Origin of the sequence: Blastochloris sulfoviridis, from assembly GCF_008630065.1 — a bacterium.
Lineage (GTDB): Bacteria > Pseudomonadota > Alphaproteobacteria > Rhizobiales > Xanthobacteraceae > Blastochloris > Blastochloris sulfoviridis.
Genome location: NZ_VWPL01000044.1, coordinates 1 through 25577, shown reverse-complemented (window position 1 = coordinate 25577; position 25577 = coordinate 1). Strand labels below are relative to the sequence as shown.

General features: G+C 68.9%; 22 protein-coding genes. 7 read left to right on the top strand and 15 right to left on the bottom strand.

From position 1 onward, the window contains the following. Nucleotides 1-117: 117 nt before the first annotated feature. The 3 genes from F1193_RS17820 to putA all read right to left on the bottom strand — a co-directional run bounded on the left by F1193_RS17820 (nucleotide 118) and on the right by putA (nucleotide 3749). Nucleotides 118-360: a type II toxin-antitoxin system RelE/ParE family toxin gene (locus F1193_RS17820; RefSeq protein ID WP_170263720.1), complete on the bottom strand. Its 243-nt coding sequence runs from the start codon at nucleotides 358-360 to the stop codon at nucleotides 118-120. Next, entirely contained in the window at nucleotides 357-587 is a 231-nt protein-coding gene (locus F1193_RS15750; protein WP_425457251.1) for a hypothetical protein, read from the bottom strand. Before F1193_RS15750 ends, F1193_RS17820 begins: the two co-directional genes overlap by 4 nt. A gap of 69 nt (nucleotides 588-656) precedes the next feature. Then, nucleotides 657-3749, bottom strand: a complete 3093-nt coding sequence (gene putA / locus F1193_RS15745; RefSeq protein WP_150098752.1) for a bifunctional proline dehydrogenase/L-glutamate gamma-semialdehyde dehydrogenase PutA — start codon at nucleotides 3747-3749, stop codon at nucleotides 657-659. Nucleotides 3750-4042: 293 nt separating this feature from the next. On the opposite strand from putA, the gene crtD reads away from it, so the two are divergent. Further along, nucleotides 4043-5614 carry a 1-hydroxycarotenoid 3,4-desaturase CrtD gene (crtD, locus tag F1193_RS15740; protein ID WP_425457250.1) on the top strand — a complete coding sequence of 524 codons (1572 nt, stop codon included), beginning with the start codon at nucleotides 4043-4045 and terminating at the stop codon, nucleotides 5612-5614. A gap of 19 nt (nucleotides 5615-5633) precedes the next feature. On the opposite strand, the gene F1193_RS15735 is transcribed toward crtD, so the two are convergent. Further along, complete coding sequence (locus tag F1193_RS15735; protein WP_150098751.1) at nucleotides 5634-6398, bottom strand: HAD-IA family hydrolase; 765 nt, start codon at nucleotides 6396-6398, stop codon at nucleotides 5634-5636. 583 nt (nucleotides 6399-6981) lie between these two features. Here F1193_RS15735 and F1193_RS15730 point away from each other — a divergent pair. The 3 genes from F1193_RS15730 (at nucleotide 6982) to F1193_RS15725 (ending at nucleotide 12549) form a co-directional block, all read left to right on the top strand. Then, a complete protein-coding gene (locus tag F1193_RS15730) occupies nucleotides 6982-9492 on the top strand; it encodes an arylsulfatase (protein WP_150098750.1) in 2511 nt (836 codons plus the stop codon). A 268-nt stretch (nucleotides 9493-9760) separates the two neighbouring features. Beyond that, the gene (locus tag F1193_RS17590) at nucleotides 9761-10144 is read left to right on the top strand and encodes a hypothetical protein (protein WP_246164483.1); all 384 of its coding nucleotides are present in this window, start codon (nucleotides 9761-9763) and stop codon (nucleotides 10142-10144) included. 353 nt (nucleotides 10145-10497) lie between these two features. Further along, nucleotides 10498-12549: a tetratricopeptide repeat protein gene (locus F1193_RS15725; RefSeq protein WP_342781829.1), complete on the top strand. Its 2052-nt coding sequence runs from the start codon at nucleotides 10498-10500 to the stop codon at nucleotides 12547-12549. Nucleotides 12550-12564: 15 nt separating this feature from the next. On the opposite strand, the gene F1193_RS15720 is transcribed toward F1193_RS15725, so the two are convergent. From F1193_RS15720 to cobM, 11 genes are all read right to left on the bottom strand, one after another. After that, a complete protein-coding gene (locus tag F1193_RS15720) occupies nucleotides 12565-12942 on the bottom strand; it encodes a hypothetical protein (RefSeq protein ID WP_150098749.1) in 378 nt (125 codons plus the stop codon). Next, entirely contained in the window at nucleotides 12888-13574 is a 687-nt protein-coding gene (locus F1193_RS15715; RefSeq protein WP_170263719.1) for an IS630 family transposase, read from the bottom strand. The genes F1193_RS15720 and F1193_RS15715 overlap by 55 nt, the downstream gene beginning before the upstream one ends. A 134-nt stretch (nucleotides 13575-13708) precedes the next feature. Beyond that, a complete protein-coding gene (locus F1193_RS15710; protein ID WP_246164481.1) occupies nucleotides 13709-14365 on the bottom strand; it encodes a 3'-5' exonuclease in 657 nt (218 codons plus the stop codon). A gap of 3 nt (nucleotides 14366-14368) precedes the next feature. Then, a complete protein-coding gene (locus F1193_RS15705) occupies nucleotides 14369-16174 on the bottom strand; it encodes a DUF294 nucleotidyltransferase-like domain-containing protein (RefSeq protein ID WP_150098747.1) in 1806 nt (601 codons plus the stop codon). A gap of 67 nt (nucleotides 16175-16241) precedes the next feature. Continuing rightward, complete coding sequence (locus tag F1193_RS15700) at nucleotides 16242-17933, bottom strand: cation acetate symporter (protein WP_150098746.1); 1692 nt, start codon at nucleotides 17931-17933, stop codon at nucleotides 16242-16244. Next, entirely contained in the window at nucleotides 17933-18238 is a 306-nt protein-coding gene (locus F1193_RS15695) for a DUF485 domain-containing protein (RefSeq protein WP_150098745.1), read from the bottom strand. The genes F1193_RS15700 and F1193_RS15695 overlap by 1 nt, the downstream gene beginning before the upstream one ends. Nucleotides 18239-18431: 193 nt before the next feature. After that, nucleotides 18432-19571: a tricarballylate utilization 4Fe-4S protein TcuB gene (gene tcuB / locus F1193_RS15690; RefSeq protein WP_150098744.1), complete on the bottom strand. Its 1140-nt coding sequence runs from the start codon at nucleotides 19569-19571 to the stop codon at nucleotides 18432-18434. Continuing rightward, a complete protein-coding gene (gene tcuA, locus F1193_RS15685; RefSeq protein WP_150098743.1) occupies nucleotides 19558-20877 on the bottom strand; it encodes an FAD-dependent tricarballylate dehydrogenase TcuA in 1320 nt (439 codons plus the stop codon). The genes tcuB and tcuA overlap by 14 nt, the downstream gene beginning before the upstream one ends. Before the next feature lie 203 nt (nucleotides 20878-21080). Further along, nucleotides 21081-21842 (bottom strand): uroporphyrinogen-III C-methyltransferase, encoded by a 762-nt coding sequence (gene cobA / locus F1193_RS15680; RefSeq protein ID WP_150098742.1) that lies wholly within the window; start codon nucleotides 21840-21842, stop codon nucleotides 21081-21083. Nucleotides 21843-21845: 3 nt separating this feature from the next. Then, nucleotides 21846-23162 (bottom strand): cobyrinic acid a,c-diamide synthase CobB, encoded by a 1317-nt coding sequence (locus F1193_RS15675; protein WP_150098741.1) that lies wholly within the window; start codon nucleotides 23160-23162, stop codon nucleotides 21846-21848. 7 nt (nucleotides 23163-23169) lie between these two features. Continuing rightward, entirely contained in the window at nucleotides 23170-23937 is a 768-nt protein-coding gene (gene cobM / locus F1193_RS15670; protein WP_150098740.1) for a precorrin-4 C(11)-methyltransferase, read from the bottom strand. A gap of 652 nt (nucleotides 23938-24589) precedes the next feature. On the opposite strand from cobM, the gene F1193_RS15665 reads away from it, so the two are divergent. The 3 genes from F1193_RS15665 to F1193_RS15655 are packed head-to-tail and all read left to right on the top strand — an operon-like array spanning nucleotide 24590 to nucleotide 25432. Next, nucleotides 24590-24847 carry a hypothetical protein gene (locus F1193_RS15665; RefSeq protein ID WP_150098739.1) on the top strand — a complete coding sequence of 86 codons (258 nt, stop codon included), beginning with the start codon at nucleotides 24590-24592 and terminating at the stop codon, nucleotides 24845-24847. Between the two features lie 23 nt (nucleotides 24848-24870). Continuing rightward, a complete protein-coding gene (locus F1193_RS15660; RefSeq protein ID WP_150098738.1) occupies nucleotides 24871-25116 on the top strand; it encodes an antitoxin MazE family protein in 246 nt (81 codons plus the stop codon). Continuing rightward, nucleotides 25103-25432, top strand: coding sequence for a type II toxin-antitoxin system PemK/MazF family toxin (locus tag F1193_RS15655; RefSeq protein WP_150098737.1), 330 nt, complete (start codon nucleotides 25103-25105; stop codon nucleotides 25430-25432). The genes F1193_RS15660 and F1193_RS15655 overlap by 14 nt, the downstream gene beginning before the upstream one ends. The last annotated feature ends 145 nt before the right edge of the window (nucleotides 25433-25577 follow it).

Below are 25577 nucleotides of genomic sequence, written 5' to 3'. Positions count from 1 at the left end.
CGGCCCACGCCCGCCGCCGCGCGCGCCACCAACCGAGGCCCGCCGCATAAGCACAATCCGTGCCGGACAGCCGTGGGCCTTGTCCCGGCCATCCACATCTTTGTTTTAAAAGACGTTTTAAGTCGTGGATGCCCGTGACAAGCACGGGCATGACGAGTCATGTCTTGCGGGCGTTGGCATCATCCGGCGAACCGCGGGATCGCTCGTGCGCGCCCCGAGCATGGGATGCTCGACCAGAAGATCGAGGATTGTCCGGATGCGGGCCTTGACCCGCTGCGCACCTGATGGCGAGTGCCGGTCGATGTCCGCGAGGATCGTCTCAAGGTCGGCAAGCGCCGGAAGCGTGACGCGGAGTTTCAAAGGCCGTGCTTCTTCCAGAGATTTGCCACCTGCGCATCCGTGGCAAACGCGCCGCGTGCGGCGGCGGCCTTTGACCGGTCGATCGCTGCGCGCTCCTCGGGAGAGAGTGCGACCTCCTGCCCCCCATCACCTGCCAACCGTAACAGAACACGCGCAATATCGTCCTGCTCGGCGGGCGGCAGGGCACGGGCGGCGTCGAACGCCTGATCCAGCAGCTTGGTCATCATAAACAGTTTAATCCATCTCCGGCGGCCCGCAAAATACCCACAGCCGGAAGCTTCTCCGCCACCCTCCCGCTATTCGTCGCCCAGCACGGCGAGCGAGGCGTTGACGCCGCTGGCCGCCGTGTTGGTGGCGACCGTCTGCTCGATCGCGAAGCGCGGCAGATAATGCGGGCCGCCGGCCTTCGGGCCGGTGCCCGACAGGCCGGAGCCACCGAACGGCTGGGTGCCGACCACCGCGCCGATCATGTTGCGGTTGACATAGACATTGCCCACCGCGAGCCGCGCAACGATGCGCTCGATCCTGTCGTCGATGCGGCTGTGGATGCCGAGCGTCAGGCCATAGCCATTGGCGGCGATACCTTGCAGCAGACGGTCGAGCGCATCCTCGCGCCAGCGCACGACATGCAGCACCGGGCCGAACACCTCCTCGGCGAGATCCTCCGGGCGGTCGAGGGCGATGATCGCCGGGGCCACGAAGTGTCCGGCCTGAGGCGCCTCGCCCTGCCAGACGACGCGGCCGGCCGCCATGTGGGCGGCGATCCAGCGCTCCAGCCGCGCCTTGGCCTCGATATCGATCACCGGGCCGACGTGGGTTGCAGGCTCGCGCGGATCGCCGATGCTGAGCTCGCGCGCCGCCCCCGCGACAAGCTGCACGATGCGGCCGGCGATATCGGCCTGCACGCAGAGCAGCCGCAGCGCCGAGCAGCGCTGGCCGGCGGAGCGGAAGGCAGAGGTGACGACGTCGTCGGCGACCTGCTCGGGCAGCGCCGTGGCATCGACGATCATGGCATTGATGCCGCCGGTCTCGGCGATCAGCGGCACGATCGGCCCGCTCCGGGCTGCCAGCGCGCGGTTGATCGCCTGCGCGGTCTGGGTCGACCCTGTGAAGGCGACGCCGGCCACCGCGCCGTGCGCCACCAGCCGCGCACCGATCCTGCCATCGCCCGGCACCAGATGCAGCGCGCTCACCGGCACGCCTGCGGCGTGCAGCAGCTCCACGGCGAAGGCCGCGACCAGCGGCGTCTGCTCGGCGGGCTTCGCCACCACGGCATTGCCGGCGGCAAGCGCAGCGGACACCTGGCCCACGAAGATCGCCAGCGGGAAGTTCCACGGCGAGATCGTCACGAACACGCCGCGGCCGCGCTGGCTCAGCCGGTTGTCCTCGCCGGTCGGCCCCGGCATCGTCTGCGCAGAGCCGAACAGCCGCTCGGCCTCGGCCGCGTAATAGCGCAGGAAGTCGGTAGCCTCGCGCACCTCGGCCAGCGCGTCGTCGAGCGTCTTGCCGCCCTCGACCTGCAGCAGCGCGATGGCGCGGCCGCGCTCGGCTTCCAGCCGCTCGGCGGCACGGCGCAGCGTGTCCGCCCGCTGGCGCGCCGGCGTCGCCGCCCACGCCGCGAAGCCGCGGGAAGCAGCAGCCATCGCGCGGTCGGCGATTGCGGCATCGGCCTCGATCACCGCGCCGGCCACGGTTGCGGCGTCGATCGGGCTCACCACCATGCGCGACGTGCCATCCAGGCGCTGCCCATCGATCACCGGCATTGCCATGAACGCGCCCGTGCCGCCGGCCGCAATCTCCGCCAGCAGCGCCTCCAACGAGCGGCGATGGCCGAGCTCGACGCCGGCCGAATTGCGCCGGCTGGGGCCGTAGAGGTCGGGCGGCCGGACGATCGCGGGATGGCGCGCCCGCGCGGCACTGCCGATCCATCTTTGCGGCCGCACCAGGAGGTCGGCGACCGGCACCTCGGGATCGGCGGCGCGCGAGACGAAGGAGGAGTTGGCGCCGTTCTCAAGAAGCCGCCGCACCAGATAGGCGAGCAGATCGACATGGCCGCCGACCGGCGCGTAGACGCGCACGGCGGCCTTGGGGTGGCGGGCCTTCAGCGCCGCATACATCGCCTCGCCCATGCCGTGGAGGCGCTGGAACTCGTAGCCCTCGACGCCACCGGCGATCTCGATCAGGCTCGCCGCCGTCAGCGCGTTATGGCCGGCGAACTGCGGATAGAGGCGCGGGCGCGCCGCCAGGAGGCGGCGGGCGCAGGCGAGGTAATTCAGGTCGGTCATCGCCTTGCGGGTGAAGACGGGATAGTCGTCAAGCCCGCGCTCCTGGGCGCGCTTGATCTCGCTGTCCCAATAGGCGCCCTTGACGAGACGCACCATCAGCCGCCGGTCCGCCCGTTCGGCCAGCGTTTCGACGTGCTCGATCACATCAGAAGCGCGCTTCGAATAGGCCTGGATGGCGAGGCCGAACCCGTCCCAGCCGCGCAGCAAGGGTGACGCCAGCACGGCAGCGAACACAGCAAGCGACAGTTCGAGCCGGTCGGCCTCCTCGGCGTCGATGGTGCAGGCGAGATCGAAGCCGCGCGCGGCCTCGGCGAGGGCAAGCACCCGCGGCACCAGCTCGTCCATCACCCGCGCGCGGCTCGTCGCCTCGAAGCGCGGATGCAGCGCCGACAGCTTGATCGAGATGCCGTGACGCGCCGGCAGCGCGCGTTCGCCCGCTGCGGCACCAATCGCCTCGATGGCGCTGCGATAGGAATCGAAATAGCGCGCGGCATCCGCCGCCGAGCGGGCGCCCTCGCCCAGCATGTCGAAGGAATAGCGATCGAGGCCGCGCTCGCCGGCACCGGCGCGCTCCAGCGCCTCGCCGATGGTTTGCCCCAGCACGAAGTGCGATCCCATCAGCTTCATCGCTTGACGGGTCGCCGCCCGCACCGCCGGCAGGCCGAGCCGCTTCGCCAGCGCGCCGAGGATCGAGTCCGGCGTCTCACCCGGCTGGATCAGGCGGGTGGAGATGCCGAGCGCCCAAGCCGAGGCGTTGACCAGCACCGCCCGGCTGTTGGGCTCGTGGTCGCTCCAGCGGCCGCGGTCGAGCTTGTCCTCGATCAGCCGATCCGCGGTGTTGGCATCCGGCACCCGCAGGAACGCCTCGGCCAGCGTCATCAGCGCCAGCCCCTCCTGGGTGGTGAGCGAATAGGCCCGCAGGAAATCCTCGATGCCGCCGATCCCGCCCGCATTGTCGCGGATCGCCGCGATCAGCCGTTCCGTTTCGGCATCGATCCGGCGTTCGGCCTCGGCGGGCAAATCGGCACCCGCGAGCAGATCGGCGGCGATCTCCTCGTCGGGGGCGCCATAGGGCGCGTCGAAACGGAACCAGTCGTCGGCCATCGGCGGCGTGAGGGCCTGGATTCACCGAGCTTCGGTGCACAAAGCTCTGCACCATCAAGGGTTGGGCAGAACGGCTCCGGTTTCAAGCGCCGTCACGGCCACGCTTGCGTGAATGCCGCTTGGCGCGGGCCGAACCGCCACGCCGGCTGCGGCCTCGGCGCGCCTGCTACCATTGGTCGCACCGTGCGGACGCTGCTCCGAACGTTGGCGGCCTGCGTACCTCTGCACGGGAACCTGTGCCTGTGGCGGAGCCGAGAGCGAGCGCTCGGCGGACAACCCATGGAGCGGCAACGATGAACTTCATGCGGAACGCTGGCAGCCCACACCGGCGCGTCGTCATCATCGGCACCGGCGCGGGCGGCCTCGCGGCGGCGCTGGAGCTTTCTGCGAACGGCTTCGAGGTGATCGCGATCGAGCGCGATACGGAGCCCGGCGGCAAGCTCAAGCCGGCCACAATCGGCGGCGCCACCTTCGACGTCGGGCCGACCGTCTTCACCATGCGCTGGGTGTTCGAGGAGCTGTTCGCCGCGGCCGGCGAGGATCTTTCGGCCCACATCCCCATGCAGCCGGTGGAGATCCTGGCCCGCCACGCCTGGCCGGGCGGCACGCGGCTCGATCTGTTCGCCGATCCCGCCCGCACCCAGGATGCGATCGGCGATTTCGCCGGAGCAGCAGAGGCGCGGGCGTTCGCGAACTTCCACGCCGAGGCGAAGACGATCTATCGGCTGGTCGAGGAACCGTTCCTGCGCGCTGTCAATCCGAGTTCGATCGACCTGATCCGCCGCCACGGACTCGAAGGGCTGCGGATCAAGCCCTTCACCACGTTGTGGCGCGAGCTCGGCCGCCATTTCCGCGACCCGCGACTGCAGCAGACCTTCGGCCGCTACGCCACCTATTGCGGCTCGACGCCGTTCGCGGCACCCGCAACGCTGATGCTGATCGCCTATGTCGAGCAGCAGGGCGTGTGGCTGGTCGAGGGCGGCATGCGGCGGATCGCGGAAGCCATGGCTGCGCTCGCCAGCGCGCGCGGCGCCACCTTCCGCTATGGCACGCATGTGGAGCGGCTGCTGGTCGAGGGCGGCCGGGTGGCTGGTGTCGTGCTCGCCGACGGCGAGGTGGTGGCGGCAGACGCGGTGATCGTCAATGGCGACGTCGCGGCGGTGGCCGCCGGCCTGTTCGGCCCCGAGGCGGCGCGGGTGGTGCCGCGCCGGCCGAAGTCCGGGCGCTCGGCCTCGGCGATCACCTTCTCGATGCTCGCCGAGGCGACCGGCTTCCCGCTGATCCGCCACAACTTCTTCTTCTCGCGCGACTATCGGGCCGAATTCGACGACATCGTCGCCGGCCGCCTGCCGGTCGAGCCAACGGTCTATCTCTGCGCCCAGGACCGGGGCGACAACGGTCTTTCCGGCAATGCCGCGCCGTCATCGCGCGAGCGGCTGTTCCACCAGCTCAACGTGGTAGCGCGCGGCGACGAGCAGCCTGTTCCGCCGGGCGAGATCGAGGCCTATCTGAAGCGCACGGTGACGCACCTGGAGGCGTGCGGACTTTCGGTGCGCTGGCATCCCGACGAGATGATGGTGGCGACCCCGTCCGACTTCCACCGCCGCTTCCCGGCGACCGGCGGCGCGCTCTACGGACAGGCCACCCATGGCTGGCGCGCGCCGTTCCAAAGGCCCAGCGTGCGGACCACCCTGCCCGGCCTCTATCTCGCCGGGGGCTCGGCCCACCCCGGCGCCGGCGTGCCGATGGCGGCCCTGTCCGGACGCACCGCCGCGGCCTGCCTGATGGCCGAGCTCGCCGGCGAGCGCGCAGCGACGGCCGGATGGCGGCAGGCGGCTGCTTGGGGCGACCTCTCGCTGCGCTGAACGCATCGGCTCCTGCCGGTCAGGCGATCCGGCGGAGCCAGCGTTCGAGCGCCTCGATCGTCACCATGTCCTCGCCGTGCCCGGCTCCGGCGATATGCCGGTACGGCGCGCCGGGCTCGCCAAGGTCGCTGAGGGTGGCGAGCGCGCCGTCGAAGGCGCCCGCGCCGGTCTGGTGGGCGGTGTAGAGGCTGGGCGTGACGAGGGTGGGAAGCCCGGCGCCGTGCGCCGCAACGAGGCCGTTGGACGAGTCCTCGAAGGCCACGCACGCGCCGGCCGGCAGCGCCAAGGCGTCGAGCACGTAGCGATAGATGTCGGGCGCCGGCTTCTTGGCCGCGACCATGTCGCCCGCGCCGATCACCGCGAACAGATCGACGGCACCGGGGCCGAGGGTGGCGCAGAGCAGCGCCTCGACATTGGGCAGGCTGGTGGTGGTGGCGATCGCCAGCCTCAGCCCGGCGTGCCGTGCCTGCCGCATCAGGCGGGCGATGCCCGGCCGCAGGCGCGCCGCGCCGCCGGCAACCAGCGTCGCATAGCGCGCGGTCTTGGCCGCGTGCAGCTCGGCGATGCGGTCGGCCAAGCCGGGTGCGCCACCCTCATGGGTGGCGAAGAAATGCGCCAGGCGCTCCTTGCCGCCGGCGACATCCAGAAGATCGCGGTAGAGATCGACGTCCCAGCGCCACGGCAGGCCGAAATCGGCGAAGACGTCGTTGAAGGCGCGCCGGTGAAGCTCCTCGGTTTCGGACAGCGTGCCGTCAATGTCGAATATCAGTGCGGCAAGCGCCATCTGCCCTCCCCGACAAAGCCGATCTGGTGCAGGCCGAACCGGCCCGCAGGCAGAATGCCGCCGGGCCGCCATCGGCGAAAGGGCGGGCGGCGGCGAATCCGTTCCTGGCGGCCGGGCGGGAAGATCGGGCCGCGCCGCTCACTCAAGCTTCAGGACCCTCTTCTGCCACATACGGGCCTCGAATATCACCCGGTTGCCGAGTTCGTGGGCCTCTGCCCAGGTTGCGTTCGTGTATTGTCCATCGAACGCGGCGGCATCGACCACGACAAGACCACCGAATACGGTTGCAAGAACGAGGAAGCGTCGCATGGCAGCACAATATGCCGCCCGCGTCTGCAATCATTTAAGGCCAAAGCTCAAATGCGCAGCGATTGCGATTTGACGGTCGCGCCCGTGGCCGCGCCGCCGTCCAACGGCAGACGTTCACCATACTGGAACAATTCGAATTGTGCTCGGTTAGAGCCTGCAACCTGTCTCGCTCGGCGCAATCAGCCATGCCTGCTCCTCATCGCCCGACGCCTGCTGACAATGTTCGCGCGCGGCACCCCATCGCGTGGCAATGCGACCGGACAGGAGGGGAAACATGAAAACCTGCGCGCGATTGATATGCGGCTTAGGCCTGCTCGCCTTTGCCGCCCTGCCTGCGGCGGCCCAGCACGTCACGGGCACGTTGGGCTCGCCCGGTGCCACCACCACCATTCCGGGCACGCAGCTTCCAGCGCCCGATCCCAAGTTCGGCGGCGTGATCAAGGATGACGCCCTGCAGTCGAAGCCCTGGTGGGCGCCGCGCATCGTACCGCCGAAGGGCGCACCCAACGTGCTGCTGATCATCACCGACGACGCCGGCTTCGGCGTGCCGAGCACGTTCGGCGGCGTGATCCCGACGCCGACCATGGACCGCATCGCCAACGAGGGCCTGCGCTACAATCGCGTATTCTCGACGGCGCTCTGCTCGCCGACCCGCGCCGCGCTGATCACCGGGCGCAATCACCACTCGGCCGGCTTCGGCGTGATTTCCGAGCAGTCGACCGGCTTCCCCGGCTACAACAGCATCATCGGCAAGGACAAGGCGACCATCGGCCGGATCCTGCTCGACAACGGCTATTCCACCGCGTGGTTCGGCAAGGACCACAACACCCCCGCCTTCGCCGCGAGCCAGGCCGGGCCGTTCGACCAGTGGCCCACCGGCATGGGCTTCGAATATTTCTACGGCTTCGTCGGCGGCGACGCCAACCAGTGGCAGCCGAACCTGTTCCGCAACACCACCCAGATCTATCCGTTCGAGGGCAAAGAGCCTGGCACCTGGAACTTGGTCACGGCGATGGCCGACGACGCCATCGACTACATGACCCGGATCCACCAGACCGATCCGACCAAGCCGATCTTCATCAAGTACGCGCCGGGCGCCACCCATGCGCCGCACCACCCGACCAAGGCGTGGGTGGACAAGATCCACGACATGCATCTGTTCGACAACGGCTATGAGAAGCTGCGCGAACGCATCTTCGAGAACCAGAAGCGGCTCGGCGTGATCCCCAAGGATACCAAGCTGACGCCCTGGCCCGCCGACGTGCTGAAGCCGTGGGACAAGCTGTCCGACGAGGAGAAGAAGCTGTTCGTCCGTCAGGTCGAGGTGTTCGCCGCCTACGCCGCCTTCAGCGACCATGAGATCGGCCGCGTGATCCAGGCGTTCGAGGATCTCGGCCGGCTCGACAACACGCTGGTCATCTACATCAATGGCGACAACGGCACGAGCGCCGAGGGCGGCCCGCTCGGCACCCCCAACGAGGTGGCGTTCTTCAACGGCCTGAACGAGCTGCCGGTCGACGTGCAGATGAAGTTCTACGACGTCTGGGGCACCGACCTGACCTACAATCACATGTCGGCCGGCTGGTCGTGGGCGTTCGATACGCCGTTCGACTGGTTCAAGCAGAACGCCTCGCGGCTCGGCGGCATCAACCAGAACATGGTGGTGTCGTGGCCGGCCCGCATCAAGGACAAGGGCGCACTGCGCGAGCAGTTCGTCCACGTCATCGACGTCGTGCCGACCCTTCTCGAAGTCACCGGCATCCGCGCGCCCGAGATGGTCGACGGCATCAAGCAGGCGCCGATCGAGGGCACGAGCTTCGCCTACACGTTCGACGCAAAGGACGCCAAGACGGCATCGCGCCACAAGACCCAGTATTTCGAGATGATGGGCCAATGGGCGCTCTACCAGGACGGCTGGCTGCTGAGCACCAAGGTCAATCGTGCGCCGTGGCAGGCGTTCGGCCCTGCCAATCCGGATCCCCTGAACAACCAGATGTTCCAGCTCTACGACCTCAGCAAGGACTTCAGCCAGGCCGAGGACATCGCCGACAAGCATCCGAAGCGGGTGGCGGAGATGCGTCGGGCGTTCGTGGCCGAAGCGAGGAAGCACCAGGTGTTCCCGCTCGATGCGTCGGTCGCCGCCCGCATCGTCGCGCCGCGCCCGAACATCACCGCCGGCCGCAGCGAGTTCGTCTACACGCGGCCGATGGTCGGGCTGCCGCAGGGCGACTCGCCGGGGCTGCTGAATGCGTCCTACACCATCACCGCCGACATCGACGTGCCGGAGGGCGGCGCCGAAGGCATCATCCTGACCTCGGGCGGACGATTTGGCGGCTACGGCTTCTACCTCCTGCAGGGCAAGCCGGTGTTCCTGTGGAACCTGGTCGATCTCAAGCGGATCAAGTGGGAGGGCCCGGACGTGCTGTCGCCCGGCCGGCACGTCGTCGAGTTCGACTTCAAGTATGACGGGCTCGGCGCGGGAACCCTCGCCTTCAACAACTTCACAGGCGTCGGCCGGCCCGGCACCGGCGTCCTCAAGGTCGACGGCAAGGAGGTGCAGACCATCGCGATGCCCCACACCCTGCCGATGATCCTGCAGTGGGACGAAAGCTTCGACATCGGCTCCGATACGCTGACCGGCGTGAACGACGCCGACTACCAGCCGCCCTTCGCCTTCACCGGCAAGCTGAACAGGCTGACGCTGAAGATCGACCGGCCGCAGCTTTCGCCCGAGGATATCAAAAGGCTGGAAGCGGCGATGCGCGAGAAGGCCAGCGCCGACTGACGCATCCATTCGCACAAGGCCCCGGGCCGATTGAACCGACCGGCCCGGGGTTTCTTCGCATGGGGCCGCAGCAACTCACGACGCGGCGATCATCTGGGTGAATTCGCAAGCCATTCGATACGTTTGTCGCCGATGCCCTCTGGCTCGCCGATCAGGCGGTCGTATACTGCAACGCGGTTCCTTCGGTTGAGCGGACGCGCCGGCGCAGGCAGGAACGGCAGGCGATGCCCCACCCGCGGGGGCGAAGCCTGCATTGGAGGATCAGGTCATGAAGCTTCGCAGCGTGCTGCCGGTTGCCGGCACCCTTCTCTTTGCGGCAGGCGTTCTCCTCGCAGCGAGCGGCCCGGGCCTTGCCGGTCCGTGCTCGCATGCGATCGACCGGATGCAGGGGCGCCTCGACGCGCTCCTGGCGGCGCGTGCGGCAGCCGGGCCGACAGCGACCGAGAGCACGGGCGCCACCATGCATCGCCAGCCCACGCCGGATTCGATCGCGGCGGCCGAAGCCAAGCTCGGCGACATCTCGTCCGAGACGTTGGATGCCATCGCGGTTGGCATGACGCGGGCGCGGGATGCCGATCGGGCCGGCAATGCCGAAGCCTGCAAGGAGGCGTTGGCCGAGGTCGGGCGCGCGCTCGGCCCCCGGGCCGACTGACCGGCCCGGACGAGACGAATTTGGCACGCCGGCGCAGGCCCTCGACGTCAAAAGGTGACGGCGCGCGCCGGCGGCCGGGCGCGCCCAAATCCGTTGCCACACCGGCTCCCGACGCGGCGCAGGCCGCCGCCCCGCGATCGCCGCGCTGGTGGCACGTCCGGATCGCGGCGATTGCCGTGGTGGCCATCGTCGCCGTCCTTGGTGCCTTGGTCCTGCTGACGAAGCCCGACCTCCCGGCCGAACTTTCCGCCGCCACCTTCGTCGGCAGCGAGACATTTGTGGGTAGCGAGACTTGTGCCGGCTGCCATCAGGCGGAGGCCGCGAATTGGCGCGCCTCCCAGCACCCGCACGCCATGGCCCACGCCACTGCGCAGACCGTGCTGGGCGACTTCAACGATGCGGACTTCGAGCATCATGGCGTCCGCTCGCGCTTCTTCCGCAGGGACGGCCGGTTCCTGGTCGAGACCGACGGGCCGGACGGCGCGCTCGCCACCTTCGAGGTCAAATACACGTTCGGCCTCGACCCGCTGCAGCAGTATCTGATCGAGTTCCCGGACGGGCGGCTGCAGGCGCTGTCGATCGCCTGGGACAGCCGGCCGAAGGCGCAAGGCGGCCAGCACTGGTTCCACCTCTACCCGGACGAGACCATCCGCCACGACGATCCCCTGCATTGGACGAAGCTGAACCAGAACTGGAACTTCATGTGCGCCGAGTGCCATTCCACCGGCGTGCGCAAGAATTACGACGCGGCGGCCGACCGCTTCGACACCCGCTTCGCCGAGATCAGCGTCGGCTGCGAAGCCTGCCACGGCCGCGGCTCCCGCCACGTCGGCTGGGCGCAGGACCGCGCAAGCTGGTGGCGCCCTGCCCGCACCGACGATCCCGCCAAGGGTCTCGTGGTGCGCTTCGACGAACGATCGTCGGTCGCCTGGACCATCGACGAGAAGACCGGCCAGCCGCAGCGGAGCATGCCACCGCCCGCACTGCGCAAGGAGGTCGAGACCTGCGGGCTGTGCCACGCGCGCCGCGGCGTGCTATCGGAGGACTGGGTGCCCGGCCGCTCCTTGTCTGATACCCATATCGTCCTGCCGCTCGCCCGCGGCCTGTATCATGCCGACGGCCAGATGCGCGACGAGGTCTATAATTACGGCTCGTTCAAGCAGAGCCGGATGTTCGAGGCCGGCGTCACCTGCAGCGACTGCCACGACCCGCACAGCGCCAAGCTCCGCCTGCCCGGCGACGCCACCTGCCTGCAATGCCACACGACCGAGGTCTATGCCTCGGCCACGCATCACCGGCATGAGGGCGTCATGCCGCCGCTTGCCTGCGCGTCCTGCCACATGCCGGCCCGCACTTATATGGTGATCGACCAGCGGCACGATCACAGTTTCCGCGTTCCGCGGCCCGACATCTCGGTGAAAGCCGGCACGCCCGACGCCTGCACTGACTGCCACGCCGACAAGCCCGCGGCCTGGGCGGCGTCGGCCATCGCGCGCTGGCACGGTGCGCAGCGCAAGGGCCTGCAGACCTATGCCGAGGCGCTCGCGGCCGGCTGGAGCGGCAAGGCCGGCGCCACGGCGGACCTCGCCGCGATTGCCACCGACCGCGCTTTGCCCGCCTTCGCCCGCGCCAGCGCGCTCGCGGCGCTCGCACCCTATGCCTCACCGGCGACGCTGGAGGCGGCGCGAACCGGCCTCGCCGATCCCGACCCGATGGTGCGGATCGGCGCCCTCGACATGCTGGAGACCGTGCCGCCCGTCCAGGCGTGGGGGCTGGCATCGAAGCTTCTGTCCGACCCGGTGCGCGGCGTGCGGGTGCGCGCCGCCGAACTGCTGGCGTCCGTGCCGGCGGCAAGCCAGCCGGCACCGGACCGTGCCGCGTTCGAGCGGGCAGCGGCCGAGTTCATCGCAGCGCAGCAGTTCAATGCCGACCGGCCGGAGGCACGTACCGCGCTCGGCACCTTCCACGCCCGGCAGGGTCAGTTCGCCGAAGCCGAGGCCGACTTCCGGGCCGCGCTGCGCCTGAGCCCGCAGTTCGCGCCGGCCGCCATCAATCTTGCCGACCTCTATCGCCACCTCAAGCGCGACGACGAGGGCGAGCGCGTGCTGCGGGCGGCGATCGCCGCCTCCCCCACCGAGGCAGGGCTGCATCACGCGCTGGGCCTCACGCTGGTGCGGATGGGACGGCGCGGCGACGCCCTCCCCGAGCTGCGCCAGGCGGCGACCTTGGCTCCGGAAGACGCACGCTACGCCTATGTCCATGCGCTGGCGCTGCAGGCGAACGGACAGCTTGCGGATGCCGCGGCGGTGCTGAAGGACAGCCTGGCGCGCCACCCCGACGACCGCAATCTCGCGGCGCTGGCCGCCGAGGTTGCCCGGCAATCTGCACAACCGCAGCAGCGCTGACCGGCGGCAGCGCGGTCAGAACCGCGCGCTGACGCCAAACACCGGGCCGTGCATCGTCATGTCGTACTCGTACCGGGTAAGCTCCGAGCCCTGCTCGTAATCGGCATACAGCGCCTTGTAGCCGATCATCGCGCTCCAGGTGACGCTGCTGGTGGCGTAGAAATCCCAGTTGAGCGCGGCCAGGGCCTGCCAGGAGAAGACGCTGCCGGCGCCGAAGCCGCCGATATCGCCGCTCACCGCCAGATTGACGGTGGGCGTGAACTGCTGGCGGAAGCGGACGCCGACCAGGGGGTCGACCCAGTTGACCTCGCCCGAGGCGGCCAAGGTCCGATCCTCGTTCACCTGCAGGCCGCCGGTATTGGCGGTGAGGTTCGCCGCGAAGTTGGCGTCCACGCTTTGCCACCACGCCCGGCCGCCGCCATAGATGTCGATCGCCGTGGTGCCACCGGGGATGCCGCGTAGCATTTGTTGTGCGTGACGTGCTTGTGCATGACGCCCCACAACCGCTCGATCGGGTTCAGGTGCGGGCAATAGGGCGGGATGAAGTGCAGCCTGATCCGGCAGCCCGGCCGCGCCAGCCATTCCTGCGCCAGCCATTCCTGCACCAGCTTGGCATGGTGATCGCGCGCATTGTCGAGAAAGACATGGATCAGCGCCAGCATCGGATAGAGCGCCTCGATCGCCTCCAGCAGTCGGATCGTCGAGACCGCGTCGACGGTTTCGACTTCGATCGTCCGGGTCTGCCCGGTCTCCAGATCGACGGCGCCATGGATGTTGATGCGCTGGCGCCCGCTGGTCTGTTCAATCGCCAGCTTCTCGCCTTCGGGAGCCCAGCACCCGACGGGCTGCACCGCGTGGGTCGGATGCACGGCATCCGCAAACAGCACCGTCTCGCTGTCAGGTAAGGAGTTCAACAGCTTGTCATAGCTCGCGATGAACGCCGCCTGCTTGGCCTCATCGAGCTTGCGCGCAATGACGTCCGGCTTGCGATACTCGAACCCCAACCGGTGCAGAAGCGCGATCAACCCGGCCTGCGTGGATCGGAGGCTGTCGGCCCGGTCGCTGGCGACGAAAGACCCCGGGGTCACGCTCCGTACGGATCGGTATGAAATAATACCAGCCGCGCGAGATCGTGCTTGAGGCGCGCCAGCGCGCCGGTTCACTCCGCCTCGTAGTCCCGCATGCGGGCGATGCGGATGCCGCGCGCGCGGTAGTCGACGAGCTTCACGTACATCATCGCGGTCGCCAGCGCGTCGTTGAAGGCGTCGTGCACCGGCAGGTCGGGGATGCCGAGATCCTTGGCAATGGTGGCGAAACGCAGGTCGATCTCGGTTCCCGGCGGCGCATCGCCGAACTTGCGCTCGTAATAGAGGCGCGAGACCTCGATCTGCGGGTTCGGCACGTGGATGTTGGCGAAGCTGAGCAGATAGCGGTTCAGCATCGCCACGTCGAATTCGAGATAGTAGCCGACAAGCGGCCGCCGACCGATGAAGGCCATCAACTCCGGCAGCACCTCCTCGATCGGCCGGGCCGCGGCTAGGTCCATCTCGCGAAGCTGGTGGATCTTGATCGAGGTTGCCGCCACCGGACCGGTGGGGCGCACCAGCGCCTCGTAGCGCGCGCTGGTGAGGATGCGCCCGTCGCGGATCGGGATCGCCGCGACCGCGATGATCTCGTCCTGCCACGGGTCGAGCCCGGTGGTCTCGCAGTCGATCGCCACCGCCTCGCCGCTGGTGTCCTTGCCGAACAGCACCGCGTAGCGGCGATCGGTCATCGCCAACCGGTCGATCAGGCGCACCAGCGGGCGGAACGGCACGGCTCAGAACACCGAAAGATTGAAGTGGCGCCGGACGATCTCGCGGAACTGCTTCACCGCATAGAGCGCATCGCGCAGCAGGTCGCGCTCGATCGCCGACATCTCGTTCGGCCGCACGAGGCCGTCGCCGAGCCCGCGCTGGGCCTTGAGCTGGGCGTCGAGCTTCAGCTCCGACAGGAACAGGAAGGCCTGGTTCAGCTCCTTCGCGAAGTCCGCGCCGAACACCCCCCAGGCCGCGACCAGCTCGATGCGGCGGCTGGTCGAGGTCTCGGTCAGGCCGAGCTCGAGCGCGATCGCCCGGATGCCGTGGAGGATGGGGAAGATGCCGCCCTTCTTGACGTCGAGTGCATCGCCCTTGCGGCCTTCGGCAGTGATGAACGAGCGGAAGAAGCCGACCGGCACGGTGAACTGCTCGATGGCGCGGGCGAAGTGGCCGAGCCACACCTTCTCGCCCTTCAGCGTGTCGATCATCGCCTGCTTGGCGTGGTCGAGCAGGCGCGCGTTTCCCGCCACCGCCTGCGCGTCGTAGAAGATCGCGACATTGAGGAAGGAGCGCTCCTCGGGCACCACGGCCCAGCGCCGGAAATCGGATTCGTAGTCCTCGACGGTGCGCGACCATTCCGGATTGGACACCATCACCCCGCCCGGACACGGCGGGAAGCCGAAGCTCGCCAGCGCCTCCGAGAAGCGGCGGCGGAAGGTCGCAAGGTCCGCGGCGTCCACCGGCTCGGCCAGCAGCAGGCCATTGTCCTGATCGGTCCGCACCGTCTGCTCGCCACGCCCCTCCGAGCCCATCACGATCAGGCAGCCGTGACGGCGAATCGAATCGGGTGCCGTCAGTTCGAACAGCCGCCGCATCAGGCGGCGGTTGAGGTCGGAGGTGACCTCGGCGATCGCCTGGACCTTCAGGCCCTGGCGATGCAGGCGCTCGACCTGCGCCGCGATCTCCTTGGCTGTCGGCGCCAGATCGGCGACGGAGCCGGCGCGCTCGATACGCCCAGTGACCACGGGGCTCGACCCGGCGATGAATCCCAGCAAGTGAAGATCCTCCAGGAAGCCGAGGAACGTTTCGCCTTCGCGCACCACCAGACGGCGCTTGGCGTGACGGGTCATGGCGACGAGCGCGGTCGCCACGAAATCCTGCGGGCTGACGGTGACGAGGTCGTAGCGGGCGACGTCGCCGATGCGGGTTTCGAGCGGCTTGCGGTCGAGCACCACCGCCTTCGCCAGACTCATGCCGGTGGCGATGCCGGTCTGGCCGTGATCATGCACGATCACCGCATCGACGTGACGCTCGTTCATCAGCCGTCCGGCGTCGGCCAGCGTGAGATCGCCGTCGATCTCGACCGCCGGCGTGAGCGACAGTTCGGAGATGTGGGCGCGCATCAAGGCGCCGACCTCGCGCTTCTCGGAGCGGCTCGCGAACGCCTCCAGCTTGTCGGATGTCTCGCGGTAGAAATGGGCCGCGAAGGCCGGATTGCGCCGCATCAGATCGAGCGCCTTGTCCCGCGGCAGGATGTAGGCGAGCGTCTCCTCGGCGGCGACGAAATCGTGGGCGCAGGCGCCCTGCACCAGCGCGCGGCTGTCGAACAGGCGCTTGGGTCCGAGCAGGTCGATCACCTCGCTGGCGTCGCGCTCCTCGACCGCGCCCTTGATTACCACGTAGAGCGCTTCGGCCGGGGCGCCGCGATGGAGCAGCACGTCGCCGGCGCGGAAATAGCCGATGTCGAGGGCAGCCCGCACCTCCTCGATTTCCGGCTCGGTCAGCCGGTCGAACGGCGGGGCGTGACGGTCAAAGACCTTGGGCATTCAGGTCATCCAAGGTGGCCGGAAAAAGGCCGGGGCGGAAAACCGCCCCGGCCCGGAATTGCAGCGGTCAGTGCGCCGCGGCCCGCGATGCGCCGATGCCGGTCTGACAGCGGACATACTGGGCGGCGAACGCCGCCTGGTCTTCGGCCGCGCGCTTGGAGCGGTCGATTTTCGACACCAGCCAGATGGTGAAGAAGGCGAGGCCCATCGAGAACAGCGCCGGATTGCTGTAGGGGAACGGCGCCGAGCCCGCCGGGTGGCCGAGCACGCCCACCCACACGGTCGGGCCGAGCACCACCAGCGTCACCGAGGAGATCAGCCCTAAGAAGCCGCCGATCAGCGCACCCATCGTGGTGAGGCCCTTCCAGTAGATCGACATCAGCAGGACCGGGAAGTTGCAGGAGCAGGCGATGGCGAAGGCGAGACCCACCATGTAGGCGACGTTCTGCTTCTCGAACACGATGCCGAGCAGCACCGCCAGAATGCCGAGGAACACGGTGGCGATCTTCGACATGCGCAACTCGTCCTGTTCGACGGCTTTGCCCTTCTTGATCACCGAGGCATAGATGTCGTGGGAGATCGCCGAAGCGCCGGCGAGTGCCAGACCCGACACCACGGCCAGGATGGTGGCGAAGGCAACCGCGGCGATGAAGCCGAGGAAGATATTGCCACCCACCGCGTTGGCCAAGTGCACCGCTGCCATGTTCGACCCCCCCAGGATCGCCGCAATCGGGCCCTTCGAGGCCAGGATCGTCGGATCGAGGAACTGCGGGTTGGTCGAAACCAGGGTGATGGCGCCGAAGCCGATGATGAAGGTGAGGATGTAGAAGTAGCCGATGAAGCCGGTGGCGTAGAACACCGATTTGCGGGCCGCCTTGGCATCGGCGACGGTAAAGAAGCGCATCAGGATGTGCGGCAGTCCTGCGGTGCCGAACATCAGCGCCACGCCGAGCGAAATGGCGGATATTGGATCTTGGATCAGCGTGCCTGGGGCCATGATTTGATCGCCCTTGGGGTGCACCTCGACCGCCTTGGCGAACAGCGCCTCGGGATTGAAGCCGAAGTGGAGAAGCACCATCAACGCCATGAAGGTGGCGCCGCCGAGCAGCAGGAAGGCCTTGATGATCTGTACCCAGGTGGTGGCAACCATGCCGCCGAAGGTGACGTAGGTGATCATCAGCACGCCGACCATGAGAACGGCGTAGAGATAGTCCATCCCGAACAGAATCTGGATCAGCTTGCCGGCACCGACCATCTGGGCGATCAGGTAGAACGCTACGGTGACCAGCGAGCCGCAGGCCGCGAGGATGCGGATCTGCGTCTGGCCGAGACGGAAGGAGGCGACGTCGGCGAAGGTGTACTTGCCGAGATTCCGAAGCGGCTCGGCGATCAGGAAGGTGACGATCGGCCAGCCGACCAGCCAGCCCACCGAATAGATCAACCCATCATAGCCTGAGGTGTAGACGAGGCCGGAGATTCCGAGGAACGAGGCCGCCGACATGTAGTCGCCGGCGATGGCGAGGCCGTTCTGCCCGGCGGTGATGCCGCCGCCGGCCGAATAGAAGGCGGCCGCCGACTTGGTGCGCTTCGACGCCCAGTAGGTGATGCCCAGCGTCAGCGTCACGAAGCCGAGAAACATGCCGATGGCCGACCAGTTGGTGGCCTGTTTGGTAACCTCGCCCTCCACACCGGCGGCAAGCGCCAATTCGGGCAGCGCCGCCGCGGCGGAGACGAGGAGAAGCGTTGCGAGGCGGCGCATCACTTGGCCTCCTGGACGATCTTGCGGGTCAGCGCATCGAATTCCGAATTGGCGCGGCGGACATAGATCCCGGTCAGGATGAACGCCAAGACGATGACGCTGATACCGATCGGAATGCCGATCGTGGTGACTCCAACGCCGATGCGCATGGCAAGGAAGCCCTTGCCGAACGCCACCAGCAGAATGAAGCCGAAATAGATAACCAACATCAGCACAGTCATCGTCCAGGCGAACCTGGTTCTGCGCGACACGAGTTCCTTGAATGTCGGATTGGACGTTATCCGTCCGACGATTTGCGTTTCCATGAATAGTCCCTCTCGTGGTCTCCACGGCCAGTCGCGTCGCTCTTGTCTTCGAGACGTTTCCTGCCGCCGCCGGCAGCATTGCCGGAGTCCACCCTAGCTGACGCCGGCACCCTGCCGATTGCAAGCGAAACTAATCGGCCGCCATGCGACCGTCAGTTCGCAATAAGTCTTGCGACTTTGGTTCGGACGCGACTTACCTCTCGTTCCTGCCGTCGTTCCTGCGGGTCTCCGCGGTCGCCCGCTGCCTCTCGATCGCATCGCGCAGCAGCGCCGCCGCACGGAAGGGCGCATGGACGATCTTGCTTGCGGGCAGCACGGCCAGAAAGCCAACCACCAACCCGAGGTGCAGCGCCAGCGCCGCGCCCATGGCTGCGGTGTCGCGGACGGCGAGCACGATGAGGCCGGTGGCGCCGACCGCCGCGAGAAGCGCGAGCATCGCCGCCTCGCCGCCCAGCGTCTCCGGCGCCAGTGGCTCGGGCGCGGCCCGTCGCTTGAGCAGCATCAGGCCGGCGGCGCCGACGGTCAGCAGCACCCCGCCGATGAGGCCGGACAGCACCGGCAGGCTGAGCACCGGGTAAGGCGCCTGCCAGCCGAACACATGGCCATAGAGGCCGGCGACGCTGGTGGCGAGGACGCATAGGCCGAGCCCCGCCACCATGGATTGGTGCAACGCGCGCCGAAGTTGCGATCCGGTGCCCTCGGCCTCGCGGCAGCCGGTACCTCCGCCCGCGAGATTGCGCAGTGTGACAATGTCGGCCATCGCCTGCGGCAGCGCCCGAATGAGCACGCGACTGGGCACCGCAGCCGGGCGAATCGCCCGCCAGAACGAGGCCGTCGCCAGGCCGAGCCCGAGGCAGGCCCAGGCCAGCGCCGCCGCGGCGGCGCCGGCCATCACAGTCCAGGGAATCACTTGGTAGAACGCCCCCTCCCCGCGGTGGGCGGCGAACAGCGCCTCGCTTGGCACCAGCAGCAGGGTGGCCGCCAGCGCCAGCACCACGGCAACCGCCGCGCTCAGCGCCACCACCCGGCCGTTCGACCGGAACAGGCCGCCGAGCCCGCGCGGCCACGCATGCTTGGCGTAGCTCGCCTGCCGCACCCGCGCCAGCGTGCGGGGCACATTGACGTCGAAGACGTGCGGAGCCGCATACTGGCAGGCAAAATAACAGTCGCGGCAGCCGTGGCAGAGGCTGGCGAGGTGGTCGAGATCGTCCTCCGACAGGTCGCGCAGCCGGCCAAGCGCCGGAAACGCCGCGCAGAAGCCCTCGCAATACATGCAGGCCTGGCAGATGCGCAGGATGCGGCGGGCCTCTGGCGCGGTGTCAGGTTCGGGCATCTCGGCTCCGAACGTACTGCGCCGCCGCCTCGCCGGCGAGCCGTCCCGAGGCGATGGCGATGGTGAGCCCCAGCCCGGCAAGATAGCCGCGGCCGAGCACGCAGGCGGCCATGATCGCCCCGGCGGCAAACAGGTTTGCCGCCCCCTCCCCGTCCGGCATCCGCACCCGCATCGCCTCATCCACCGCCACCCCGAAATGGGTGAAGGTCAGCCCCGGACACATCGGGATGGCGGCGAACGGCGGAGTCGCGATGCGCGCCGCGCTGCCCTTGGCGTTGAACGCGGTCGCGGCAGCCTTCAACGCCTCCGGCGGGAGGCCGACCTTGGCGGCCAGCTCGTCCAATGCCGCGGCGCGGATCGGCTCGAGCGCCGGCACCGGCGCCCGCCGCTCGCCGTCGGCGTCGAGAATCAGCACGGCATCGCCGCGCTCGGCGAGCAGCCGGCCCCATTTGGCAAAATGGGTGCGGGCGCGATCAGCCGCTTCGTCATCGAGCCGGTTGCCTGTGCGGTCGATCACCAGCCCGAACGGGATGGCCTCGACGCGGGTGACGATGCCGCCATCGAACCGGGGGCCGCGTGCATCCACCGCCACGAGATGGCCCCGCCCCGGCACGCCGGCCGGCCGTGCGCCGGCCTCCAGCAGCCGCCGCAGCACGCGGCCGGTGTCGAACGGCGTGCCGCGAATCGCGAAACGTTCGGCCGCCGGCCCGAAATCGCGCTTGAGCCAGTCGATGTCGGCCTGATGGCCGCCGGCCGCCGCCACCAGCGCGCCGGGCCGCAACGTGTACCGTTGGTCAGCGCGGTGAATGTCGATCGCGAGGTCCCTCCCGCCCGTGAGGCCGACCAGTTCGGCCGCGTGCCACACCGTCACGCCGAGCCGCGCGGCCTCCTGATAAAGGGCGTTGATCACCGCCTTGCCACCACCGAGGAAATACGCGGTCTTGCGCGAGGGCGGCAGCGAGCCGCCCGGCCGCTGGAAGGCGACGCCGCAGCCGGCGAGCCAATCGGGAATATCGGCGCTGGCCCGGATCAGCCGCAGCGCGACCGCCCGGTCGGTCTCGCCTTCGGTGACGCGCCCCAGATCGGCCAGGAACTCGGCCTCGTCATAGGCGCCCGGCATCAGATCGGTCGGCGCGGCATGCATCAGGCGCAGATTGCGGGCATGGCGGGCGTTGCCGCCGCGCAGCGCCTTGGGTGCGGCCTCGACCACCAGCACTGAGGCCCCGGCCCGGCCGGCGGCGATGGCGGCCGAGAGCCCGGCGATACCGCCGCCGGCTACCACCACATCGGGGTCGAGGATGATCATGGCGCGGCCCTCTTTCTTCCCTCTCCCCTTGCGGGAGAGGGTGCCGAGCGATCCTGAAGATCGCGAGGCGGGTGAGGGGTAAAACTAGGCCGGCTTGAAGAGCCCCCTCACCCGGCTCGGATTTCGCTTCGCTCATCCTTGCCACCCTCTCCCGCAAGGGGAGAGGGTGAAGCGCCCCTCGGCCGATCGCTCGTCCGAGCTGATCAGCCGGAGAGCGAACTATCATCCGGCTCGGCCAATGCCCGGCCATAGAGAATCATGCACGGTCCCGAGGGTGGCGCCGCCGCGAGCCGCCCGGCAATCTCGATAATCGAGCCGCGCATCACCTCGATGGCCGGGGTCCCTAAGCTCTCCACCACCACGGCCGGCGTATCCGCCGCCATGCCGTGGGCGAGAAGCTTCTCCACCAGTTCGGCGAACGTGCCCTTGCCCATGAAGACGCAGGTCGTGGCCTCGGGGTCGGCGAGCGCGGCGATGTCGAGGTCCGGCAGGCGGGCATCGACGTCATGGCCGGTGACCATCTGCACCCGCCGCGCGACGATGCGCTTGGACAGCGACACCCCGACATGGGCCGCCGCCGCGGTGGCGCTGGTGACGCCGGGCACGATCTCCAGCGGGATGCCGGCGTCGCGGGCGGCGGCGATCTCCTCGTCGGCGCGGCCGAACAGCGTCGGGTCGCCCGATTTCAGCCGCACCACCCGCCGGCCCGCCACGGCGTGGGCGATCATCTGCCTGGTCACGTCGGCCTGCTTGTGCGACGGCCGGCCGGCGCGCTTGCCGACCGGGATCAGCTCGGCGTCCGGCCGCGCCGCCTCCAGCACCGGGCCCGACGCGAGGTCGTCATAGAGAATGACGTCGGCCTCGCGAATGCGTTCCAGCGCCCGCAGCGTCAGAAGGTCCGGATCACCCGGCCCGGCGCCGACCAGCGCGATGCGGCCGCGTCCATCGGAAGAAATCTGGCTCATGCCCTAAACGGCGTCGATCATGTGAAAGAACGTTCCGGTGACCTGCCCGCGCCGCGCGCCGGTCTCGGCGACGGGGCGGCCTGACGCGTCGGTCACCTCGGCCAGCGGCGGATCCGGCTGGGCGAGGATGCTGGCATAATGGAACTCGTGGCCGCGCAACACCCCCACGAGGCCCGGGACGGGGTGGAAAAGACGTGCGACCCGGTAGCCCAGATGCAGCTTGCGGGCGGCGAACGAGGTCTCAAGCCCCAGGAGCCCGGTCATGGCGTGGCGGTTCCCCGCGGCATCGACCAGCCCGGCCCCCAGCACCATGTAGCCGCCACACTCGCCATGGACCGGCTTTGAGGCGGCAAAGGCGGCGAGGCCCGCCTTGAACCGCGCCGCCGCGGCCAGCCTGCCGGCATGAAGCTCGGGATAGCCGCCCGGCAGCCAAAGGGCATCGCAGGACGAATCGGGGGCTTCGTCGGCCAGCGGCGAGAACGTCACGATCTCGGCGCCGGCCGCCCGCCACCCGGCAAGAAGATGGGGATAGACGAAGGAGAAGGCGGCATCCCGCGCCAGGGCGATGCGCTGTCCGGGGGGCGGCGGGCCGTCGCTTCCCTCGATATGCCCGACGACGGCGCAGGGCTTCGCCACCGCTTCGACCGCGGCCACATCGACCTCGCGCTCGACGAGGTCGGCGAGCGCGGCAATCCGGGCGGCAAGCTCGGGATCCTCCTCGGCCTGGACGAGACCGAGGTGGCGCTCGGGCAGCGCGATGGCCGGCCGGCAGCGCAGCGCCCCCAGCACCGGAATGCCGGCGCGTTCGAATCCTGTTTCGACAAGGGCTTGGTGGCGATCGCTTGAAATCCGGTTGAGGATCGCCCCGGCCACCCGCACGCCGCTCCGGAAGCGGTCGCAGCCCAGCGCCACGGCGGCGGCGGTGGCGGTCTGGCCCGACACGTCGAGCACCAGCACCACCGGCCAGCCGGTCAATGCGGCGATATCGGCCGACGACCCGTCGCCGCAGGCCCCCGCGGCCGTGCCGTCGAACAGCCCCATCGCCCCCTCGGCGATGGCGATGTCGGCGCCCTGCCCCGCCTGCAGCAGATGATCGAGCCGGCCGCGTCGCATCGCCCAGGAATCGAGGTTGAAGGCCGGCCGCCCGGCGGCAGCCGTGTGGAAGGCGGGGTCGATATAGTCCGGCCCGCATTTGTAGGGCTGCACGATGCGGCCGCGGCGGCGCAGCGCCGCGATCAGGCCGAGCGTCAGCGTGGTCTTGCCGGAGCCGGAGCGCGGTGCGGCGATCACCAGTCCGGGCGGGCCTGCGGACGGCGGCATGGCCCGCTCAGTCCTCTTCGGCGGCGCGGCGGAAGCGGCGATCGTAACCCGGATCGTAGAGCGCGCTGTCGCGGAAGTCCGAGGCCTGCAGTGCCGGGCCGACCAGGATCAGCGCCGTGCGCTCGATCGGCTTGGCCGCCACCAGCCCGGGCAGCGTTGCCAGCGTGCCGCGGATCACCCGCTCGTCCGGCCAACTCGCGCGGTAGACCACCGCCGCCGGGCAGTCCGGCCCGTAGAACGGGATCAGCCGTGCCGCCACCTCCGCCAGCACGTGGATCGACAGGTGCACGGCCAGCGTCGCGCGCGTGGCCGCGAATGCTTCCAGCCGTTCGGAGTCGGGCATCGACGAGGCGCGGCCGGAGGTGCGGGTCAGCACCACGCTCTGCGCCACCTCCGGCAAGGTCAGTTCTCGGCCGAGCGCGGCGGCGGCGGCGGCAAACGACGGCACGCCGGGGGTGATCGTGTAGGGGATGCCGCGCGCTTCGAGGCGCCGGATCTGCTCGCCCATCGCGCTCCAAACCGACAGATCTCCGGAGTGCAGCCGGGCGACGTCGTGGCCGGCGGCAAAAGCGGCGGCGAACTCGGCCTCAATGGCGTCGAGGTCGAGCGGCGCGGTATCGACGATGCGCGCGCCGGGCGGGCACAGCGCGATCAGCGCCTTCGGCACCAGCGAGCCGGCATAGAGGCACACCGGGCAGCGGGCGATGAGGTCGCGCCCGCGCACCGTGATGAGGTCCGGCGCGCCCGGCCCTGCGCCGATGAAGTGGATTGTCATGCGCCGTCCTTAACCCATGTTCGGCACAAGTGGATACCTCAGTGGATACCGGGAGCGCGAAAGACCATGGACCGGCTCAAACGCCTCGGCGGCCGGCCGGAGCAGCCACACCGCCGCGTACTGCCGGAAACCCATTCCGAACAAAAGCTTCCAGCGCGAATCTAAACCGCGGGATCATGATGCGATCCCGCGGCTTCGATCCCATACGGTTTCCGGTTGATCCCTTCGGATACCCGCCCCGATACGCCGCCTCTCTCACCCCGTCATCACCCAGATTCCCGTATAGCTCCGGGACTGGACTCCATGGGCTGGGCGTCGGCGCGCTGGACGACGCAGGGGATGAGACGGTCTTGCCACCGGAAGCCGGCCGCGGCATCGGCGCCGATCGGCACCGCCGAGATCTCGAAGGGGGTCCAGTCGATGGCGCGCCACAGTTCGGGCCCGCTGTCCCGCTTGGACACCTCACACCTCGTATTTGTGCACCTGACAGCCGATCGAAACCGCTCGGATGTGCCCGGCCTCGATATCGCGCCAGACGGTCTGCGCATCCGCGCGATCGGAGAACCGCACCCGCGCCAGACCCGCGGCCGCCCTCGATCCGGGCACTGCCCGGCACCACCGAGCCGATCACACTGTCGAGCGCCGAGGCGTCGTGCACCTTGAGCAGGGGCGCACCATTGTTCAGCTGGTCGAGCCGCACCTTGCCGGGCTCCATCGCCAGCTCCTCGTCGAACGGCTCGCCGAAGAACGGATGGTGACGCACGCGGGCGCCGGTCGACCACACCACCTCGATCGTGTGCTCGTCGCGGTCGATTGTGGCCGGCATGAGGTCCGCCGCCCGCATCAGCGGCGGCAAGTTCACATGGTACGTCATGAGGATGTCCTTGCCGGATCGGCGCGTTTGCGCTAGGTTACATGTAATGGAGATTATCCATGCCGAATGCTCGCAGAACCGATCAGGACCGTGCTGCAACGCGCGCCAAGGTGAAGACGCACCGCGAAAAGCTGCGCGCACAGGGTCTGCGTCCGATCCAGATCTGGGTGCCCGACACGCGGGCGCCCGGCTTTGCCGAAGAGGTGCGCCGCCAGTGCCGTCTGGCCAATGCCAGCCCTCACGCGAAGGACGATCAGGACTTCATCGATTCGATCTCCTGGTTCACGTCCGATGAAACGCGGTGACGTCTGGACTGTCGCGGGCGGTTCCGACTACGCTGGCAAGCCTCGTCCGGTCGTCATCGTCCAGAGCGAGGCCTTCGAGGTTCTCGACTCGATCACCATCTGCCCGCTGACGACCGATCCCACGGATCTGCCCCTGTTTCGTCTCGACATTGAACCGACGAGTGCGACCGGCCTTCGCGCGGCGTCGCGCATCATGATCGACAAGGTGACGACCGTTCCGAAATCGAAACTCGGGGAGCGTATTGGTCAATTGAGCGACGCGGATATGGTGCGTGTGAACCGCGCGCTGCTGGTGTTCCTCGGCCTCGCCGATTGATCAACTCTGCTCGTCGCCTGCCGCCTGCATCACGCCGGTCTTGGTGACGCGGCGGGGATCGCTGTCGAGCACGAGGCCGAGGGCGAAGCGGCGGACGACGGCCATGTTCTTGGCGCCATGGCCGGTTCGGTAGCGCGACAGGTCG

Bases quoted from the DNA above. Each gene is read 5' to 3' on its own strand.
- F1193_RS15750 (WP_425457251.1), bottom strand. From the start codon at position 587: ATGATGACCAAGCTGCTGGATCAGGCGTTCGACGCCGCCCGTGCCCTG.
- putA (WP_150098752.1), bottom strand. From the start codon at position 3,749: ATGGCCGACGACTGGTTCCGTTTCGACGCGCCCTATGGCGCCCCCGAC.
- crtD (WP_425457250.1), top strand. From the start codon at position 4,043: ATGAACTTCATGCGGAACGCTGGCAGCCCACACCGGCGCGTCGTCATC.
- F1193_RS15735 (WP_150098751.1), bottom strand. From the start codon at position 6,398: ATGGCGCTTGCCGCACTGATATTCGACATTGACGGCACGCTGTCCGAA.
- F1193_RS15730 (WP_150098750.1), top strand. From the start codon at position 6,982: ATGAAAACCTGCGCGCGATTGATATGCGGCTTAGGCCTGCTCGCCTTT.
- F1193_RS17590 (WP_246164483.1), top strand. From the start codon at position 9,761: ATGAAGCTTCGCAGCGTGCTGCCGGTTGCCGGCACCCTTCTCTTTGCG.
- F1193_RS15725 (WP_342781829.1), top strand. From the start codon at position 10,498: ATGGCCCACGCCACTGCGCAGACCGTGCTGGGCGACTTCAACGATGCG.
- F1193_RS15705 (WP_150098747.1), bottom strand. From the start codon at position 16,174: ATGCCCAAGGTCTTTGACCGTCACGCCCCGCCGTTCGACCGGCTGACC.
- F1193_RS15700 (WP_150098746.1), bottom strand. From the start codon at position 17,933: ATGCGCCGCCTCGCAACGCTTCTCCTCGTCTCCGCCGCGGCGGCGCTG.
- F1193_RS15695 (WP_150098745.1), bottom strand. From the start codon at position 18,238: ATGGAAACGCAAATCGTCGGACGGATAACGTCCAATCCGACATTCAAG.
- tcuB (WP_150098744.1), bottom strand. From the start codon at position 19,571: ATGCCCGAACCTGACACCGCGCCAGAGGCCCGCCGCATCCTGCGCATC.
- tcuA (WP_150098743.1), bottom strand. From the start codon at position 20,877: ATGATCATCCTCGACCCCGATGTGGTGGTAGCCGGCGGCGGTATCGCC.
- cobA (WP_150098742.1), bottom strand. From the start codon at position 21,842: ATGAGCCAGATTTCTTCCGATGGACGCGGCCGCATCGCGCTGGTCGGC.
- F1193_RS15675 (WP_150098741.1), bottom strand. From the start codon at position 23,162: ATGCCGCCGTCCGCAGGCCCGCCCGGACTGGTGATCGCCGCACCGCGC.
- cobM (WP_150098740.1), bottom strand. From the start codon at position 23,937: ATGACAATCCACTTCATCGGCGCAGGGCCGGGCGCGCCGGACCTCATC.
- F1193_RS15660 (WP_150098738.1), top strand. From the start codon at position 24,871: ATGCCGAATGCTCGCAGAACCGATCAGGACCGTGCTGCAACGCGCGCC.
- F1193_RS15655 (WP_150098737.1), top strand. From the start codon at position 25,103: ATGAAACGCGGTGACGTCTGGACTGTCGCGGGCGGTTCCGACTACGCT.